This window comes from Vibrio sp. vnigr-6D03, from assembly GCF_002835515.1.
Classification (GTDB): Bacteria; Pseudomonadota; Gammaproteobacteria; order Enterobacterales; family Vibrionaceae; genus Vibrio; species Vibrio penaeicida.
On the sequence record NZ_PIZL01000002.1, the window covers coordinates 141,329 to 159,066 of the forward strand.

The window sequence follows — 17,738 nt, forward strand, 5'->3', positions numbered from 1 at the left end:
TAAAATCAGTTTAGGAGTCTTCGAGTCCGAGACTCTGGCGTATAACAGTTAATTTGGCGGGTTCACCCTGCTCTGCTGCACTTTGCAGCGCACGCGTGGGAGCGTGAATCAACTTGTTGGTTAACTTATTGCTAAGCTCGATAAGAATTTTTTCCGGATCACCGCCCGAAGACAGCGATTGCAAACTTCTAGAAAGCAGCTCTTCACGGATACCATTCGCAGATTCGCGGTAGTCTCTAATACTATCTACCGCTTGCAGAGAACGAAGCCAAGTCATAAACCCAGCACTTTCTTCTGCCACAATGGCTTCCGCTTGTATGGCTTCGACTTTTCTTTGCTCTATATTCTTATCAACAATAGATTGAAGATCATCCACTGTATATAAATAGGCATCGTCCAGTTCAGAAACTTGTGCTTCTACATCTCTAGGCACCGCAATATCAACAATTAATATCGGTTGATGTCTACGGGCTTTTAAAGCCGTTTCTACCATTCCTTTCCCTATGATCGGCAACGGACTTGCTGTGGAACTGATAACAATATCAGCTTTTGGCAAATGTTCAGGTATTTCCGGCAAACTAATCACTGACGCACCAAAATCTTCCGCCAGTGTTTGTGCTCTTTCACGAGTACGGTTCGCGACAATCATTTTTTTACAACCATGACCATCAAGGTGTTTGGCAACCAACTCTATGGTTTCACCTGCACCGACCAACAATACTGTTGTCTCTTCAATCGATTCAAAAATGTGTTTCGCTAGTGTGCATGCAGCGTAAGCTACAGACACTGCATTACCACCAATCTCGGTTTCAGTTCGAACACGCTTAGCAACAGAAAACGCTTTCTGAAAAAGCTTCTCCATTGTAGCGTCAACGGCCTTACTATCACGAGCATCCGAAAACGACTGCTTAACCTGACCTAAAATTTGGGGCTCACCCAATACCAAGGAATCTAACCCACAAGCCACTCTCATCAAGTGTTTGATGGCAGATTGTTCTTCATGGATATACAGGCTGGGCATTAAATCGGTTGAATGAATACCGTGAAAATCAGTTAACCAATCGATTATCTGACCTTTTCCTGCATTTTTGACGTCACAATATATTTCTGTGCGATTGCAGGTTGAAAGGATCACTCCACCGTTAATACTTGAATTATTGGCAATATCAGATAGTGCTTGGGTCAGCTTGTCTGGAGAAAATGCGATTTTTTCTCGCAATTCGACCGACGCCGTATTGTGATTGATACCAATGACAAGCAAAGACATGTAGTGAGAGATCTCTGTCCGAAAATACTGTAAGAGCTTGAATTTTACTTTATGGAAGCACCTATTTAAAGGGGGGATTTAAACACGATGTCATTTAAGTGATATAGTGAGCGCCGAATTAGCGTTATGTGGAGCAAAGATTGACTATTCTACTCATTTCACCTACCACCCAGTTTATTCGTGCCTTGAGAAGCTCTTCTGCATTATTTGTCGCTTCAGTAGCACTTTTACTTTCTGCCTGTACCACTCTTCCAGAGGCGCCCAATCAACCTGTCGACTGGGTTTCACATCAAAAACAACTGGAATCACTCCAGGAATACGCCCTGACAGGAAAAATGGCTTACATCAGTGAAAGTAAGCGCCAGAGCTTGAGTTTCTACTGGAAAAAAACTCATAACTCAGAAGAACTTCGTCTAACTACCTTGCTTGGTCAGACCGCGTTATTGCTTAACATTGATGAAAATGGTGCAACCGTCGTCACCCATGAAGGGGATACCTATCAGCACGTTAGTGGCAATATTCTGATTAAGCGTCTTACCGGTCTCAGTATCCCGATTGATCAGTTAAGTGAATGGATAAAAGGTTTACCTATCGATGCTGACTACTACCAACTTAACGAAGAGAATACGTTAAGTGACTTAACAAAGCAGATAGATGGTCAGGCTTGGGAATTAAACTTTAATAAATACACCCAACAAAATGAATTCGTATTACCGTCGAGCCTGACGTTAGTACAGGACAAAACAAAGTTAAAAATTGCCGTTTCAAAATGGATAGTCTCTCAATGATTCCAACCCATACCACTTGGCCTTCGCCAGCAAAACTCAACCTATTTTTGTACATAACAGGTCAAAGAGCCAATGGCTACCACGAGCTCCAAACGCTATTCCAGTTCATCGATTACGGCGACGAACTGGGTATAAAAGCCAATACAACTGGTAACGTGACGCTGTCGCCAGAAATCAAAGGGGTTGCCCTAGAAGATAACTTAATTTGGAAGGCCGCCCGAGCACTGCAACAAAAAACCGGATGCCGTTTAGGTGCACACATTGAGTTAGAAAAGATTCTTCCAATGGGTGGGGGAATAGGCGGTGGCTCTTCAAACGCCGCGACAACGTTAGTTGCGTTGAATTATTTGTGGCAAACCAAGCTGTCCGACAATGAGCTGGCGGAAATAGGCTTAGCTTTGGGTGCCGATGTACCTGTTTTTGTTCGAGGTCACGCCGCGTTTGCTGAAGGTGTTGGTGAAGAAATTTACCCGGCAGAGCCGGAAGAAAAAGTCTATCTCGTTGTTCGCCCTAATGTCAGCATCGCGACAGCCGACATTTTTTCTCATTCTCAATTGACAAGAAACACACCAAAACGAGATCTGGCAACACTTCTTGACACTGAGTACGAAAACGATTGCGAAAAAATCGTCCGAATACTCTATCCTGAGGTTGATAAGCAACTTTCATGGCTGCTACAATACGCGCCGTCAAGATTGACGGGTACTGGATCTTGCATTTTTGGCGAATTTTCGAGCAAAAGTGAAGCAAATTCAGTGCTCTCTCAGCTTTCAGATGATGTACATGCATTTGTAGCTGCAGGCGTAAATCTTTCGCCTCTAAAAGAAAGATTGGCCGAGTACGAATCGGCCGACTCACAATCTATCTAAAAACTGGACGCAACCCCGAGGTTTCTACCGTGCCTGATATGAAGCTATTTGCTGGTAACGCTACACCTGAACTAGCCCAACGTATTGCTGATCGTCTATACATCTCCCTAGGTGACGCTACTGTTTCCCGTTTCTCTGACGGCGAAGTCGCTGTTCAAATCAACGAGAACGTGCGTGGTAGTGATGTATTCATCATCCAATCTACTTGTGCACCAACCAACGACAACCTAATGGAGTTGGTGGTAATGATTGATGCAATGCGCCGTGCTTCAGCTGGCCGTATTACAGCAGTAATCCCTTACTTCGGATACGCTCGTCAAGATCGTCGTGTACGTTCAGCTCGTGTGCCAATCACTGCTAAAGTGGTTGCCGATTTCCTTTCTAACGTTGGTGTTGACCGCGTTCTTACTATCGACCTTCACGCAGAACAAATTCAGGGCTTCTTCGATGTTCCTGTAGATAATATCTTCGGTACTCCAGTACTGCTTGAAGATATGCGTGCTCGTGGTCTAGAAGATCCGGTTGTTGTATCTCCTGACCTTGGCGGTGTTGTACGTGCTCGTGCGACTGCAAAGGCTCTCGACGATACTGATATCGCTATCGTAGACAAGCGTCGCCCACGTGCTAACGTTTCAGAAGTGATGAACCTTATTGGTGATGTTGAAGGTCGCGATTGCGTGATCGTTGATGACATGATCGATACAGGTGGCACGCTTTGTAAAGCAGCAGAAGCACTTAAACAACGTGGCGCAAAGCGTGTATTCGCTTACGCGACTCACGCTGTGTTCTCTGGTAACGCTGCTGAAAACATTGCTAACTCGGTACTTGACCAAGTCATTATCACTGACTCAATCGAGCTACCTCAAGAGATGGCAGCAACAGGCAAAGTAACTCAGCTTACTCTGTCTAGCATGTTGGCTGAAGCGATTCGTCGTATCAGCAATGAAGAGTCTATCTCTGCAATGTTCAACTAAGACTTAAGTTCAAAGCCCAACTAAGATTTAGGCTGGGCTAAGAATTACCCTAATTTAAAAGGTGCCTCGCAATACGGGGTATTTTTTTATCCGTAGAATGCCCGTAGACATCCTGTCGATTAATAAGTTTGAAGTGTGCTATCATATCGCGCTTTTTGATTACGCAGAGAGACCATAACCTTGAGTCAGACCATTAAACTTCTGGTTGGATTGGCAAATCCTGGACCAGAATACGCAAGAACCCGCCACAATGCAGGGGCTTGGGCAGTTGAAGAGTTAGCGAGGGTTCATAATGTAACCTTAAAAAATGAAGCTAAATTTTTCGGGTTAACGGGTCGTATCATGGTCGATGGTCAGGATTTGCGTTTACTGATTCCAACCACCTATATGAATCTGTCTGGCAAGGCGGTTGCAGCACTTGCAAAGTTCTATCAGATTACCCCAGAAGAAATAATGGTGGCACATGATGAACTCGACATGCCTCCAGGTATAGCCAAATTCAAAAAAGGCGGTGGTCATGGTGGGCATAACGGTCTAAAAGACATCATCAGTAAACATGGCAATAACAAAGATTTCTATCGCCTTAGGATTGGCATTGGTCATCCAGGGCATAAAGACAAAGTGGCGGGCTATGTATTGGGCAAAGCACCAGCCAAAGAGCAAGAATGCATTGATGCTGCAGTAGATGAATCTGTACGCAGCCTCGACATCTTGTTAAAAGACGGACTTACGAAAGCGCAAAACCGCTTACACACGTTCAAAGCTGAATAAGGTTACTATCATGGGTTTTAAATGTGGCATCGTTGGTTTGCCAAATGTTGGTAAATCAACTCTGTTTAACGCACTGACTAAAGCAGGCATCGAGGCAGCAAACTTTCCTTTCTGTACTATCGAGCCAAACACAGGCGTAGTACCTGTTCCAGATTTGCGTTTAGACGCATTAGCGAAAATTGTTAATCCGAAAAAAATCTTGCCAACAACAATGGAATTTGTCGACATCGCAGGTTTGGTTGCGGGCGCATCCAAAGGTGAAGGGCTCGGTAACAAATTCCTTGCAAACATTCGTGAAACAGACGCGATTGGTCATGTTGTTCGTTGTTTCGAGAACGAAAACATTGTTCACGTCGCGGGTAAAGTTTCTCCAATTGAAGATATCGAAGTCATCAATCTAGAGCTTGCATTGGCTGATTTGGATTCTTGTGAGCGCGCTATTCACCGCAATACTAAGAAAGCCAAAGGCGGCGACAAAGACGCGAAGTTTGAACTGACTGTTCTTGAAAAACTGCTTCCTGTTCTAACAGAAGGTGGAATGGCTCGTACGGTTGATCTTGCAAAAGAAGAACTGGCAGCCGTAGGCTACTTGAACTTCCTAACACTTAAGCCAACCATGTACATTGCCAATGTGAATGAAGATGGCTTTGAAAACAACCCGTACCTAGATGCAGTACGTGAGTATGCCGAGAATGAAAACAACGTTGTTGTCGCTGTTTGTGCATCTATCGAATCAGAACTGTCTGAACTAGACGATGAAGACCGCGAAGAATTCCTTGCCGATATGGGCATTGAAGAACCAGGTTTGAACCGTGTAATTCGTTCTGGCTACGAGTTGTTAACGCTGCAAACTTACTTCACCGCAGGTGTAAAAGAAGTGCGTGCATGGACAATTCCAGTTGGTGCAACAGCCCCTCAGTCTGCTGGTAAAATCCACACTGATTTTGAGAAAGGTTTTATCCGTGCAGAAGTCGTTGGATATGATGATTTCATCCAATTCAACGGAGAAAGCGGTGCAAAAGAAGCCGGTAAATGGCGTCTAGAAGGTAAAGACTACATTGTGAAAGATGGTGACGTCGTTCACTTCCGCTTCAACGTTTAAACATTACTCTTCACGTTTTCACTTAAAACCGTTCAAAAAGCCAACAAATTTGTTGGCTTTTTTTATTTAACGATACTCATAATTCCGATTTGAATGCCACTCTAGGCTATGTCCGTGTTGCAATCACAACACTTTTAGATCAGAAACACGTCTCTTTGCTTAAAAAAAGGGCGAACAATTCTAAAATCGCAATTTATTAAAAAAAACTGTTGACGGTTTTGGGTCATATCCGCATAATGCGCTCCGTTCTCGACAATAAGGCGACTTATAAAAGAGATCGAAAGTTTGAAAATGGCTACGTAGCTCAGTTGGTTAGAGCACATCACTCATAATGATGGGGTCACAGGTTCGAATCCCGTCGTAGCCACCATTTCCTAAGCGCTTTTTTGAAAGCTTTTAGGAAATAATGCGGAAGTGGCGGAATTGGTAGACGCACCAGATTTAGGTTCTGGCGCCGCAAGGTGTGAGAGTTCAAGTCTCTCCTTCCGCACCATTATTTAGAGTGTGATAACACACTCGCTGTTGGGCTATCGCCAAGCGGTAAGGCAGCGGCTTTTGATGCCGCCATTCCCTGGTTCGAATCCAGGTAGCCCAGCCATATTGTTTTCTAGCGAAAAGTTTTTACATTTTCGGTAGAACTAGAGTAGAGATTGTATTATATTGTTTCGCTCTAAAAAGATGGCTACGTAGCTCAGTTGGTTAGAGCACATCACTCATAATGATGGGGTCACAGGTTCGAATCCCGTCGTAGCCACCATACAATTGTTATTGGCTTTTACCAATTAGCAAATAACAAGATAGAAATTTGAGACGCGGAAGTGGCGGAATTGGTAGACGCACCAGATTTAGGTTCTGGCGCCGCAAGGTGTGAGAGTTCAAGTCTCTCCTTCCGCACCATGAATTGTTCTCTTTAGAAATAAAGAGCGTGAGATTGACACGCTAAACAATCAGTTGGGCTATCGCCAAGCGGTAAGGCAGCGGCTTTTGATGCCGCCATTCCCTGGTTCGAATCCAGGTAGCCCAGCCATTATTCAACGTTATTGAGACTTTACCAATTGTCTTGATAACTACAGATTAAGTTGCGGAAGTGGCGGAATTGGTAGACGCACCAGATTTAGGTTCTGGCGCCGCAAGGTGTGAGAGTTCAAGTCTCTCCTTCCGCACCATTATTTAGAGTGTGATTATACACGCTCGCTGTTGGGCTATCGCCAAGCGGTAAGGCAGCGGCTTTTGATGCCGCCATTCCCTGGTTCGAATCCAGGTAGCCCAGCCATTACAACGTCTGATTGACTCACCAATTGTCAGTCGAGACTACAAATTTGTTGCGGAAGTGGCGGAATTGGTAGACGCACCAGATTTAGGTTCTGGCGCCGCAAGGTGTGAGAGTTCAAGTCTCTCCTTCCGCACCATTATTTAGAGTGTGATCATACACACTCGCTGTTGGGCTATCGCCAAGCGGTAAGGCAGCGGCTTTTGATGCCGCCATTCCCTGGTTCGAATCCAGGTAGCCCAGCCATTACAACGTCTGATTGACTCACCAATTGTCAGTCGAGACTACAAATTTGTTGCGGAAGTGGCGGAATTGGTAGACGCACCAGATTTAGGTTCTGGCGCCGCAAGGTGTGAGAGTTCAAGTCTCTCCTTCCGCACCATTTTTCATAAAGTGGCTACGTAGCTCAGTTGGTTAGAGCACATCACTCATAATGATGGGGTCACAGGTTCGAATCCCGTCGTAGCCACCATTTACAACGTCTGAATGATTCACCAATCATCATTCAAGACTACAGATTTGTTGCGGAAGTGGCGGAATTGGTAGACGCACCAGATTTAGGTTCTGGCGCCGCAAGGTGTGAGAGTTCAAGTCTCTCCTTCCGCACCATTATTTAGAAACCCACCTTTTGGTGGGTTTTCTATTTTCTGCATGATCATTTCTGATTCACGTCATCAAATCTTTGTTCTGATTCTCATTCTTTCTCTATGAATTCCGCTTTCAGTTGCGTTTTGTCCCCAATCATACTGATCATGGCTTGCATAAATTAAAGCAGCGAAGGCAACTCAGAATGGCAAATCATCAAAAGATTCTTATCGGTAGCTACACACAATCCATTGGAGCCATGACGGGGGAAGGAAAAGGTATTTCCTCTGTCCACATGAATTTAGAAACAGGCGCTTTCGACAAACTTGCGCTGATATCTGATGAGCAAAATCCCGCTTATTTGACCTCTCAGGATGGGCGAGTTTTCGCAATTAATGAGTTTGCCAATGGAAAAGGGGCTGGCTTGTCAGTGCACAATATAAAAAACCACCAGCTGAGCCTACTCGATAGTAATCCGGTTGATGGTGATTACCCTTGCCACGTTGCAGTAAACTCAGATCAAACATTGGCGGTGACGTCTAATTATGGCACTGGCGATTTCAGTGTATTCTCGCTCAGCAGTGATCGGCTAGAACACATACACACCATCCAACATGCTGGGAATGGTCCAAATACAGATAGGCAGGAAGGACCTCACGCTCACTTTGCATGTTTTTTAAAACAAACCAATGAATTAGTCACGGTAGACCTCGGTACCGACCGAGTGAGCTTTTATCCTATATCCAATACCCTCATCAACGAATCTGAAGTTCAGCACGTTCAAACACCACCAGGTAGTGGTCCTCGCCACTTGGTTTTCTCACAAGATGAGCTCAAAGCTTATGTGCTTTGCGAGTTGTCTGAAGAAGTTTTGGTTCTTAAAAAGAATGAAAACGACATTTGGGAAATAGCATCAACCATTTCCCCATTTGTAAAACACAATGAAGGTGGTGCTGCTGCAGCGATCCGTTTATCTCCCGATGAAAAGTTTGTCTATGTTTCAGGCAGACAGCAATCTTCTATCGCCTGTTTAAAGGTGGAAGTCTCCGGTGATTTGACCGTTGTTCAAACCATATCATCAGGTGGGTTAAACCCTCGGGATTTTAACCTGATGCCAAACGGAAAATGGTTAGTTGTCGCGAATCAAGATACGAATAATTTGGTGTCTTATCGCCGCAATGAAGAAAGCGGGGAATTACAAGAAACGGGGTACAGCATCTCCACTGGTAACCCCGTATGTGTGCAGTTCTTTTAGCCTACGTTTAAGCGTGTGAACATTGCGCTATAAACCGAGCGCATAGCGCAGAACTTGTTGCTTAATAGGACCGGAGTGCTCTGCGAGTTTCAATGCCGCGTTTCGTGCAAATGCGATGGGAGGGAATGTGTCTTTAAAGACTTTGTAAAATACATCCATCCCAGTTTGCATTAGGAGGTTGTCGCGCTTACGAATCGATTGGTATTGCTCCAAAGCTTGTTTCGTCAAACCCAGCGAATCACTTTGTTCTAACAGCGCTTTTACATCTTTGAATCCCAAATTAACGCCCTGCCCCGCTAAAGGATTAATAGTGTGGGCAGCATCTCCTACTAACACACAGCCTTTTTGATGATAGCACTGTGCATGACGTCTCGTGAGCGGAAAAGCACCGGCTTGCTCTACCGTTATTTTGCCGAGTTCAGCTGGGAATTCATCCATAATAGTCGTTGCCAGCTGAGTATGATTCATCGCCAGTAGAGAACGTATTTTTTGTGGTGAGTCATACCAAACAACCGAGCCCTGATGCCCCGGTAGAGGCAAGAATGAACGAGGTCCAGACGGGGTAAATTGCTGCCAAGTAATATCTTGCTGAGGCTTATCTGTTGCCACATTAACCAACATGCAATGCTGGCGGTAGTCCCAAGCGGTAACACCTATCTGAGCAATGTCTCTCACCTTCGAATTCGCTCCATCAGCTCCAATCACCCATGTCGCTTGATATTCTTCCCCGCTAGCCAAACGAAGCAGCCTAGAATCCAAATTATCTTCTATCGCCTCTAACGTATCTGGATACTTTAACGTTATGTTACTTAGCCTAGCCATCACATCCCATAACCCCAACTGCACCATGCGGTTCTCTACAATGAAGCCCAGTTGCTCTAGGTTGAGTTCGTCGGAGTGAAATCGTGTGCGGCATTCAGGCATATCCCACGTTTCAAGACGTTTGTATGGGCATACACGAGTGCTTTCGATAGCATTCCAAGCACCAAGTTCTTCGAGAAAGTTCACTGAGGATTGAGAAATTGCAGATACGCGCAAATCCATTGGCTGGTTAGAGTCGTAAGCTTCAGGCTGATGATGCTCAACAACCAACACTTCTTTCCCTTGTTTGGCAAACCCCACCGCCACAGCAGCACCAACCATTCCCCCACCAATCACGGCAATATCAAACTTTTTCATACCTTTCCCAAATAGCCACTTTGTGCCAGAAGCGCTTAGTTTACTGCTCTATTGGACAAGCCGTCCACGATAAGAACAAGTATCAGGTCACTCTTTAAGATCAATAAAGAACACAAATGATCATTTGTGATAATTTTGTAATTTATAGGTGAATAATTTGATCATTTGGATTGATTTATACAGATAATGGTGAATATTGTTAATCCAGTGGATCACTCATTATGAACCAAAGGCTCCGTGAACAAGCCATATTGAACGTGCTAGAGAACCGTAGAAACGTCTCTATTGCGCAGCTTGCTCAGGAGTTTCCACAAGTAGCCAACGTCACTATTCGAAGAGACGTCGCACGGCTGGCAAAAAGTGGAAAACTGGAACGCTCTCATGGCGCTGTTCATGCCGTTAAAAACGTAACGCCTCCTCCATTACCCCAAGAAAATATCGGGCTTGATGAAGTCGATGCGCTGATCCTTCCTCCTATCCATGAACCATGGGGCGATTTACTCAAGCAACGTGCATTAGCAAACGGGCTTCCTGTCTTGTCTGAATCGGCTCCCGATTCGCAGTGCACTTATATTGGTCCGGATAATTTAGAAGCCGGTTATCAACTAGGAAAATTTGCCGCTAGTCAGCTCAATCGTGATGAGGTGAAGTGCGCAAATGTTCTACTCATTAACCATGCACAACTCTCTAACGCACAACAAAGAACAAAAGGGTTTTTACGGGGTTTTAACCAATTTTACTTAGGTGAACTCCAGATGCTATCGATTGATGGGTTTGGGCATTACAGAACCGCACTGCGACAAATACAAGATGCGCTCACAACGCATCCGGATATCAATGTTTTGTTCGGCGTGAATGACCACTCGATTCTTGCAGGGTTAGAAGCTACAAAAGGTCGGCATGACATTTACGCCTATTCGATCGGATTAGAAGGCGATGATTTACTGGACGAACTCACTTACGGCAACCGACTTCACGCATGTGTCGCTTTATATCCAGAATTGGTTGGCTACATGGCGGCACACACGGTTGCCAAGTTGGTTAGCGGCGTTGTTCCCCAGCCAGTATTGACCCCTTTTGATATTTTGACAGGGCAAGATGTGCATACTCGGTTTACTCGGCAAAATGATCACTGGGTTTTAAAACAAAACCTATCCGAGTTAGCAGGTCGTGAGTTTCCTGTAGACAAAAACCGCTTAACCTCAGCAAGAATCATGTTTGTGCCGCATTTTATCGATCACAACTGGTACCGAAAGCTGGCGAAAAGCTTGGAATCAGAATGCCAATATTTAGGGCTACAATGTGAGATCCAACCGCCTGAAATCCAATTTCACAAAGAAGTAAATCATGCGCGAGAACGCATTGCCCAAATGGCAGTGAAGGTACTCAAGCGTGAAAGCAAAATATTCATTAATCACGGCGTTTTCGCCATGCCTTTGGCTTCCGCATTGATTGAGGCAGCTGGCAAACACACCATTGTGACTAACTCTCTGGATGCCTTTGAATTTTTCCAACAATACAAACACGATTTTCGAATCATCTTAACAGGTGGAGAGCTTTTGTCTGGTCAGCGCGCACTGACAGGCTCAGCTTGCTTTTCAACGTTAGAACAAATTCGAGTCGACAAAACCTTTCTTTCCGTGGATGGCATTTCATCCAAATTTGGCATCAGTATGAACGACGAAGCATGCTCAGTCGTAGCCAAAACCGCCATTGCCCGCTCGCATCAAACGCTGGTTTTAGGCGAAGCCAGCCAGATGGGCGCGGAAGAAAATTACCTGATTGCTCCATTGCATGACATTACTGATGTCATGACAGATTTAGGCACCATTCCCGCACAGCGGCTAGAGCTGTCGGCAAATGGTATACGCGTTCACCTTGCCGAAGACTATTTGAAGTCTGAAGACAAGACACAAGCAGTGATGCACCAAAATAAACAAGGAGATAGTTTATGAAGCGTCTCAGTACATGTTTGCGCCATTTATGCGCCTCTATCAGCTTAGTGCTGATGGTGTCTGCACCCACAGTTCAAGCAGAAGACATAACCATCCGCTTTTGGGATAACCAACAGACTGAATCTGGTTTGAGTGACTACCAAAAAGCGTCTGTTGCTCTATTTGAAAAAGAAAACCCAGGGATCAAAGTGGATGTGACAACCGTGCCCTACCCTGAATATCAACAAAGGCTTCTGACAGCAGTAAGAAGCGGTAATGCCCCCGACATTTCAACGGTCGACCAGATCTGGCTAGCAGCTTTTGCAGAAGCGGGAGCGATTATACCACTCGATAAGAAAATGAATGCGGCTTCAATGAATGCAGGACAATTCTTTCCCGGCGCTTGGTCTTCAGTTCGATACAAAGACAAAACTTGGGGTGTCCCGTTCAATGTAGACGTGTGGCAATTCAGTTACGTCAACAACGCTTTATTCAAAAAGGCAGGTATCAAGTATGACTCAATCGTCACTTGGAGTGGGCTAAAATCCGCTGCAAAAGCACTAACAGACACTTCCAAAGGACAATATGGCGTTGGTTTGTTTGGTCATAAAGGCGAAGACACCGTCGTGGTCGTCAACTCCTTTATCTTCTCCAATGGCGGTCAAGTCTTAGATAGCAGTGGGCAATGTAAGTTAAACGAAAAACCGGCGGTTGAAGCTTTAGCGTATCTTCAAGATCTCGCGCAATACGCTCCTAAAGGCATTCTAAATGCTTCCAGTGGAGACATGCGAGAGCTGTTCCTTAATGGTTCATTAGCCATTGAATTTTGGCCCGCTTTAGAACAACCCACATTGAAGAAATCCAGCATTGATTGGGACTTTGTAAACGGTCACGCCCCTGCTGGTAAAACCCCCGTTGGTACTTACGGCGGCTGGAATTTAGTCGTGTACAAAGGTTCCAAACACCAAGAAGCGGCGTGGAAATTTGCCCAATTCCTCACAAGACAAGACATCAATGGAAAAGTCGTCGACCTTCTTCCAGCAAACGTCAACGCAGCGCAAAAGTTTGTTGATGCTAATCGCCACAAGCCAGATGCAATCATTGAGCACTTGAATAACGCATCACCTCGACCACTGTCTTCGCGGTATTTGGAAATTGCCGATATTCAAATGGCAATGATTCAAGATCTCTTTGATGGCACGGATGCACAAAAAGCAGCGGACTCGGCTTGCATCAAGATCAATCAGTTGTAATTGGAAGTGCTGGTAGCCACATCAGGCTATCAGCGCGAACTAAGCATGGGTGTGGCAATGAAGTACCGAAATAATTTTGGATTTCCTCTAATAATGATCGCGCCTGCCGTCGCGCTTATCGGATTGTTGATGTATTACCCAATGTTTGGCACGTTCATCGAAAGTTTATACGCCACATCATTCATCAACCCCGAGCCAGAATTTGTGGGATTTAAGCTATACAGCAAATTGTTATCACAGGAGCAGTTCTGGCAAATCATTCAAAACTCTGTTGCATGGACGTTTGGTGTGATCATTTTGCAAAACCTGTTTGGTTTTTTAACGGCACTTTTATTGAATGAGAAAATACCCGGACAAGGGTTAATGCGCTCTCTAGTACTGCTTCCTTGGGTGCTACCGGGAATAGTGGCAGCCATAGTATGGCGCTTCATGTATGACCCTCAATTAGGGCTCATCAATTCTATGTTCCTGTCTGGCTCTTTGATTGACGAAGCCATTGCATGGTTGGCCACTCCCGACACCGCTATGTTTGCAGTTGTGATAGCCGCCGTTTGGAAAGGCTTTCCATTTTCAACAGTTGTGTATCTCGCGGCATTACAAAGTGTCGATAAAGAGCAAATAGAGGCAGCCATCGTGGATGGGGCTGGACCATTTCGTCGCCTGATAGAAATCATCATTCCAGCCGTTCGGCACGTGGTGGCGATCAACTTACTGCTTACTGCCATTCTAACCTTCAACTACTTCGACATGGTTTGGGTACTTACCCGTGGTGGTCCTAAAGACAGCACTCATATTTTCCCCACAAAGATCTTTGAGCTGGGTTTCGGACAGTTTCGATTCGGAGAAGCGGCAACTTACGGCGTGATGTCGATTCTTATCTTAGTGGTTTTACTCTCGGTTTACTTCTGGTTACAAAAAAGGGAGAGTCGATGAGCCCTAATATGAAAATCAAGCTCAACATGAAGCAGTTAGCGCTACTGACAGGTCAATTACTGCTGGCGTTGATCATTTTGCTGCCAATTTTTTGGATGGTGTCAGTTTCTCTAAAACCGTCCACCGAAGCTTTCGCCATTCCGGCAAAGCTGTGGCCGGACAGCCCAACCTTTGAAAACTACAGTAACGCCTTCCGCCCTGAATTTAGGCAGTATTTCTTCAACAGCGTCGTCGTTTCTTTAAGCACTTTGGTGATTTCCACTAGCCTCGCTTTAATGGCTGCTTATGCCTTTACACGATTTCAGATAAAAATCATGGCGATTTTCCTTGGCTTAATTCTGGTGTCACAAATGTTTCCTTCCAGTGCCATCATCATTCCCATATACAAAATGATGGACGACGCCGGTTTACTCAATACCAAGCTGTCTCTCATTATTGCTTACATCACCATAACCCTTCCTGTCGCAACTTGGATGCTGAAAGGGTTTATGGAAAATATCCCCGCTGTGCTCGACGAAGCAGCAGCGATGGATGGCGCCAAGCCAATGCGGATTTTTTTCGAAATTGTGCTGCCGCTCTGCCGCCCGGGTGTCATCGCCACCAGCGTGTACATTTTAATTGTCACATGGCAGGAGTTCCTATTTGCTCTGTCGTTTACTACCACTCAAGAGATGCGAACGTTGCCTGTCGGGATGAATGACTTCATTGGTCAGTATGGCATTCGATACGGCGAACTCATGGCGAGCTCCGTCATGATCTCTTTGCCTATTGTGGTGGTCTTTTTCTTCCTACAAAAACACTTTGTTGCAGGTCTCACTGCTGGCTCTGTAAAAGGATGATTCCATGAAACATGATCACTTTACCTTTATCCAACTGACCTACCCAACCAAACACGTTGCGCTGATCACCTTTAACCGACCGGAAAAGCTCAACGCACTCTCTGAAGACATGCAAAACGAGTTGATTCTGGCTCTAGACAATGTCAATCAAGACGACGATGTTCGAGTTGTAATGTTTACCGGTAGCGGCGACAAAGCCTTTGTCGCGGGGGCAGACATTAATGAGTACCGCGGTTTGCAAATCAAAAAGTTCAACGATTATCAGCTCCAAGGAAGAAAAGCATTCGAAACTATAGAGCAGTTGCCCAAACCGACCATAGCACTGGTTAACGGCTATGCGATGGGCGGCGGATTCGAGATAGCCCTAGCCTGCGATTTGATGATAGTAGCGAGCAACGCCCAGATGGGGTTACCCGAAGGTTTATTGGGATTGTGCCCCGGAGGTGGAGGCACGCAACGGCTATTAAGAGCGGTAGGAAAAGCCGTCACTCTTGATGTCCTCCTATCGGCTAAACGAATTAAAGCTGATGAAGCGTTGCGTCTTGGTCTCGCATCTCATATTTGCTCTCAAGACAATCTCATGCCTGAAGGGTTGAAAAAAGCCAGTTACTTGCTGAAAGTCAGCCCTACGGCTCAAGCCGCGATGAAAAAGCTGGTTCGAAATGGGTTCGATACGCCGCTGGAATCAGGGTTAAGTTGGGAACAAGCCGAACTTTTACAACTCTATTGTTCCGCTGATGGTCAAGAAGGGGTCTCCGCCTTTTTAGATAAACGAACAGCTTCTTTTGATATGAGCTCTGAAATCATCGCCTCTACAGGAGCTAACAATGAATAAAAACGAGCACATTAGGGGAAATCAGCTGGTGAACCAAGTTGCCGTGGTGACAGGCGGAGCAGAAGGTATTGGATTAGCGTGCGTTGAAGTTTTAGCGACGCATGGCGCAACGGTCATTATTGCCGATATCAATCAGACCCAAGGAGAAGAGATAGCCAATCAGCTTAAATTGGATGGGTTGGATGTCCACTATTATTTTACCGATGTTTCCTCCCCTGATTCGGTAAACCAGTTGTTCCAGTGGGTACACCAACAAAATTGGCTGGTCAGTATCATGATCAACAACGCTGCGGTGGCGTTATCCGGTGACGCTGTTGAGATATCAGAAGAACGGTGGAATCAGGTAATAAACACCAACTTATCTGGTGTATGGCGTGGCATAAAACATTCCGTACCGGACATGAAAAAGCTGGGGAAAGGAGCGATAGTCAATATCAGTTCAGCGCAGGCCTTTGCTGGGTTTCACGGCTGGAGCGCTTATGCTGCCGCAAAGGGGGGAATTAACGCTCTCACTCGCCAGAGCGCTATTGAGTTTGCACCCGATGGCATCCGAGTCAACGCTGTCGCGCCCGGCACCATAATGACCCCAATGAACGAGAAGATTTTTGATGAAGTCGATAACCCAGAAGAACTTCGCCAACGGTGGAATGACAACCACCCCATAGGTCGATTTGGTCAGCCAAACGAAGTGGCGCAGGCGGTGCTCTTTCTCGCCACAGAACAGTCGAGCTTCATCACTGGGCAAATACTCATCACCGATGGCGGTATGCTGGTGAAAGGAGATTAAAATGGCAGTGTCACTTCGCAATGGAAATGTGGAATGCGAATTCAAGACCAAAGGTGGGCACTTAGATCACATTCGATTCACCGATGGTAATGATCAGTTTTCGCCAATGCATCGCGCGCCTTGGGTCGATGAATACCACCCAGATTACCCTGTTATTTTGCAGCAATTGTCGGGGGATTTCTTCTGTGCGCCATTCGGAGAAAGTGACATAGAACCCGCCCCACCTCATGGATGGAGCAGCAACGGAAACTGGCTGGTATTAGAGAGTGAAGAAAATCAGCTGGTTGCAGAATTAGATCGCCATATTTATGGAGCAAAACTCACCAAAACAATCACATTACAAAGTGGCTCACCCTTTATCTATCACCTGCATGAATTCTCTGGAGGTAATGGGGCGATTCCGATCAGCTACCATGCGATGCTCAAATGCCAATCTCAAGTTCGGTTATCCTTTTCGCATAAAGCGTTTGGTTACACCATTAATGAAGCATTAGAGCCAGACCCGACACGTGGGCGCTCGCTTCTTGCCTACCCTCAACAGTTCACAACTATCCAATCAGTCAGGCTTGCAAACGGACACCACGCGGATCTTTCTGTTTACCCATGGAACGAACACCATGAAGATATACTTCACCTCGTTTCTCCTACGCAACAAGAATGGGGCTGGACTGCCGCCCTGTGCAAAGAAGAAGGCTGGGTCTACCTTGCCATAAAACCTGAAAAGGTATTGCCACTCACAACGCTTTGGCAAAGCCATGGCGGTCGAGACTACGCCCCATTTAATGGTTCACACACGCATGTGCTTGGGCTGGAAGAAGGTTGCGCGTATTCCCATTTAGGCCATAAAGCATCAACTTCCTGTAACCCAATCAATCAACAAGGGTATCCCACCGCCTTAGACCTGAATACCAATGGAAAAACGCAAGTGGGGTATGCCTTTGCTGTATTTCATGCGCAGCCAAATTGGCAAAACATTCAACATGTGGAGGTTGAACGGCACAGCATCCGCGTGACGGGAGACGATGGCACACATCGTGATATTGCCTTTGACTCCTCTCTTCTCAATTTCTCTGCTTCGAGTAATGTATAAGGACGGT

Annotated in this window: 15 protein-coding genes and 13 tRNA genes; 26 read left to right on the forward strand and 2 right to left on the reverse strand. The window is 45.6% G+C overall.

Annotation, left to right across the window (positions count from 1 at the left end):
- Positions 1-10 precede the first annotated feature (10 nt).
- Positions 11-1,267, reverse strand: a complete 1,257-nt coding sequence (gene hemA / locus CW749_RS03890; protein ID WP_101110737.1) for a glutamyl-tRNA reductase — start codon at positions 1,265-1,267, stop codon at positions 11-13.
- A 140-nt stretch (positions 1,268-1,407) separates the two neighbouring features.
- Between hemA and lolB the strand changes: the two genes are divergently transcribed.
- The 19 genes from lolB to CW749_RS03985 all read left to right on the forward strand — a co-directional run bounded on the left by lolB (position 1,408) and on the right by CW749_RS03985 (position 8,881).
- Positions 1,408-2,055, forward strand: a complete 648-nt coding sequence (gene lolB, locus CW749_RS03895; protein ID WP_180958318.1) for a lipoprotein insertase outer membrane protein LolB — start codon at positions 1,408-1,410, stop codon at positions 2,053-2,055.
- Entirely contained in the window at positions 2,037-2,924 is an 888-nt protein-coding gene (ispE, locus tag CW749_RS03900) for a 4-(cytidine 5'-diphospho)-2-C-methyl-D-erythritol kinase (RefSeq protein WP_101110739.1), read from the forward strand. Before lolB ends, ispE begins: the two co-directional genes overlap by 19 nt.
- 29 nt (positions 2,925-2,953) lie before the next feature.
- Positions 2,954-3,898, forward strand: coding sequence for a ribose-phosphate pyrophosphokinase (locus CW749_RS03905; protein WP_004401505.1), 945 nt, complete (start codon positions 2,954-2,956; stop codon positions 3,896-3,898).
- A gap of 180 nt (positions 3,899-4,078) precedes the next feature.
- Positions 4,079-4,669, forward strand: coding sequence for an aminoacyl-tRNA hydrolase (pth, locus tag CW749_RS03910; RefSeq protein WP_101110740.1), 591 nt, complete (start codon positions 4,079-4,081; stop codon positions 4,667-4,669).
- A 10-nt stretch (positions 4,670-4,679) separates the two neighbouring features.
- Positions 4,680-5,771: a redox-regulated ATPase YchF gene (gene ychF / locus CW749_RS03915; protein WP_101110741.1), complete on the forward strand. Its 1,092-nt coding sequence runs from the start codon at positions 4,680-4,682 to the stop codon at positions 5,769-5,771.
- Positions 5,772-6,064: 293 nt separating this feature from the next.
- Positions 6,065-6,141, forward strand: a tRNA-Met gene (locus CW749_RS03920).
- 38 nt (positions 6,142-6,179) lie between these two features.
- Positions 6,180-6,264, forward strand: a tRNA-Leu gene (locus CW749_RS03925).
- Positions 6,265-6,294: 30 nt separating this feature from the next.
- A tRNA-Gln gene (locus tag CW749_RS03930) sits at positions 6,295-6,369 on the forward strand.
- Positions 6,370-6,451: 82 nt separating this feature from the next.
- Positions 6,452-6,528 (forward strand) — tRNA-Met (locus CW749_RS03935).
- A gap of 55 nt (positions 6,529-6,583) precedes the next feature.
- Positions 6,584-6,668: transfer RNA gene (locus CW749_RS03940), tRNA-Leu, on the forward strand.
- Positions 6,669-6,723: 55 nt separating this feature from the next.
- Positions 6,724-6,798: transfer RNA gene (locus CW749_RS03945), tRNA-Gln, on the forward strand.
- A 54-nt stretch (positions 6,799-6,852) separates the two neighbouring features.
- Positions 6,853-6,937: transfer RNA gene (locus tag CW749_RS03950), tRNA-Leu, on the forward strand.
- Between the two features lie 32 nt (positions 6,938-6,969).
- Positions 6,970-7,044, forward strand: a tRNA-Gln gene (locus CW749_RS03955).
- 51 nt (positions 7,045-7,095) lie between these two features.
- A tRNA-Leu gene (locus CW749_RS03960) sits at positions 7,096-7,180 on the forward strand.
- A 32-nt stretch (positions 7,181-7,212) separates the two neighbouring features.
- Positions 7,213-7,287 (forward strand) — tRNA-Gln (locus CW749_RS03965).
- Between the two features lie 51 nt (positions 7,288-7,338).
- Positions 7,339-7,423: transfer RNA gene (locus CW749_RS03970), tRNA-Leu, on the forward strand.
- Positions 7,424-7,436: 13 nt separating this feature from the next.
- Positions 7,437-7,513 (forward strand) — tRNA-Met (locus tag CW749_RS03975).
- Positions 7,514-7,565: 52 nt separating this feature from the next.
- Positions 7,566-7,650 (forward strand) — tRNA-Leu (locus tag CW749_RS03980).
- A 181-nt stretch (positions 7,651-7,831) separates the two neighbouring features.
- The gene (locus tag CW749_RS03985; RefSeq protein WP_101110742.1) at positions 7,832-8,881 is read left to right on the forward strand and encodes a lactonase family protein; all 1,050 of its coding nucleotides are present in this window, start codon (positions 7,832-7,834) and stop codon (positions 8,879-8,881) included.
- Between the two features lie 27 nt (positions 8,882-8,908).
- Here CW749_RS03985 and CW749_RS03990 read toward each other — a convergent pair whose 3' ends face one another.
- Complete coding sequence (locus CW749_RS03990; RefSeq protein ID WP_101110743.1) at positions 8,909-10,060, reverse strand: 2-octaprenyl-3-methyl-6-methoxy-1,4-benzoquinol hydroxylase; 1,152 nt, start codon at positions 10,058-10,060, stop codon at positions 8,909-8,911.
- A gap of 221 nt (positions 10,061-10,281) precedes the next feature.
- Here CW749_RS03990 and CW749_RS03995 point away from each other — a divergent pair, with 221 nt between their 5' ends.
- Genes CW749_RS03995 through CW749_RS04025 form a run of 7 tightly spaced genes read left to right on the forward strand, consistent with a single transcriptional unit; the run spans position 10,282 to position 17,731 of the window.
- Positions 10,282-12,015: a substrate-binding domain-containing protein gene (locus CW749_RS03995; RefSeq protein ID WP_101110744.1), complete on the forward strand. Its 1,734-nt coding sequence runs from the start codon at positions 10,282-10,284 to the stop codon at positions 12,013-12,015.
- Entirely contained in the window at positions 12,012-13,247 is a 1,236-nt protein-coding gene (locus CW749_RS04000; RefSeq protein ID WP_101110745.1) for a sugar ABC transporter substrate-binding protein, read from the forward strand. Before CW749_RS03995 ends, CW749_RS04000 begins: the two co-directional genes overlap by 4 nt.
- Positions 13,248-13,253: 6 nt before the next feature.
- The gene (locus CW749_RS04005; protein ID WP_237322334.1) at positions 13,254-14,180 is read left to right on the forward strand and encodes a sugar ABC transporter permease; all 927 of its coding nucleotides are present in this window, start codon (positions 13,254-13,256) and stop codon (positions 14,178-14,180) included.
- On the forward strand, positions 14,177-15,019 hold the full coding sequence (locus CW749_RS04010; RefSeq protein ID WP_237322330.1) for a carbohydrate ABC transporter permease: 843 nt from the start codon (positions 14,177-14,179) through the stop codon (positions 15,017-15,019). The genes CW749_RS04005 and CW749_RS04010 overlap by 4 nt, the downstream gene beginning before the upstream one ends.
- A gap of 4 nt (positions 15,020-15,023) precedes the next feature.
- A complete protein-coding gene (locus tag CW749_RS04015; protein ID WP_101110746.1) occupies positions 15,024-15,854 on the forward strand; it encodes an enoyl-CoA hydratase/isomerase family protein in 831 nt (276 codons plus the stop codon).
- A complete protein-coding gene (locus CW749_RS04020; protein ID WP_101110747.1) occupies positions 15,847-16,641 on the forward strand; it encodes an SDR family NAD(P)-dependent oxidoreductase in 795 nt (264 codons plus the stop codon). The genes CW749_RS04015 and CW749_RS04020 overlap by 8 nt, the downstream gene beginning before the upstream one ends.
- A 1-nt stretch (position 16,642) precedes the next feature.
- Entirely contained in the window at positions 16,643-17,731 is a 1,089-nt protein-coding gene (locus CW749_RS04025) for a hypothetical protein (protein ID WP_101110748.1), read from the forward strand.
- Positions 17,732-17,738 lie beyond the last annotated feature (7 nt).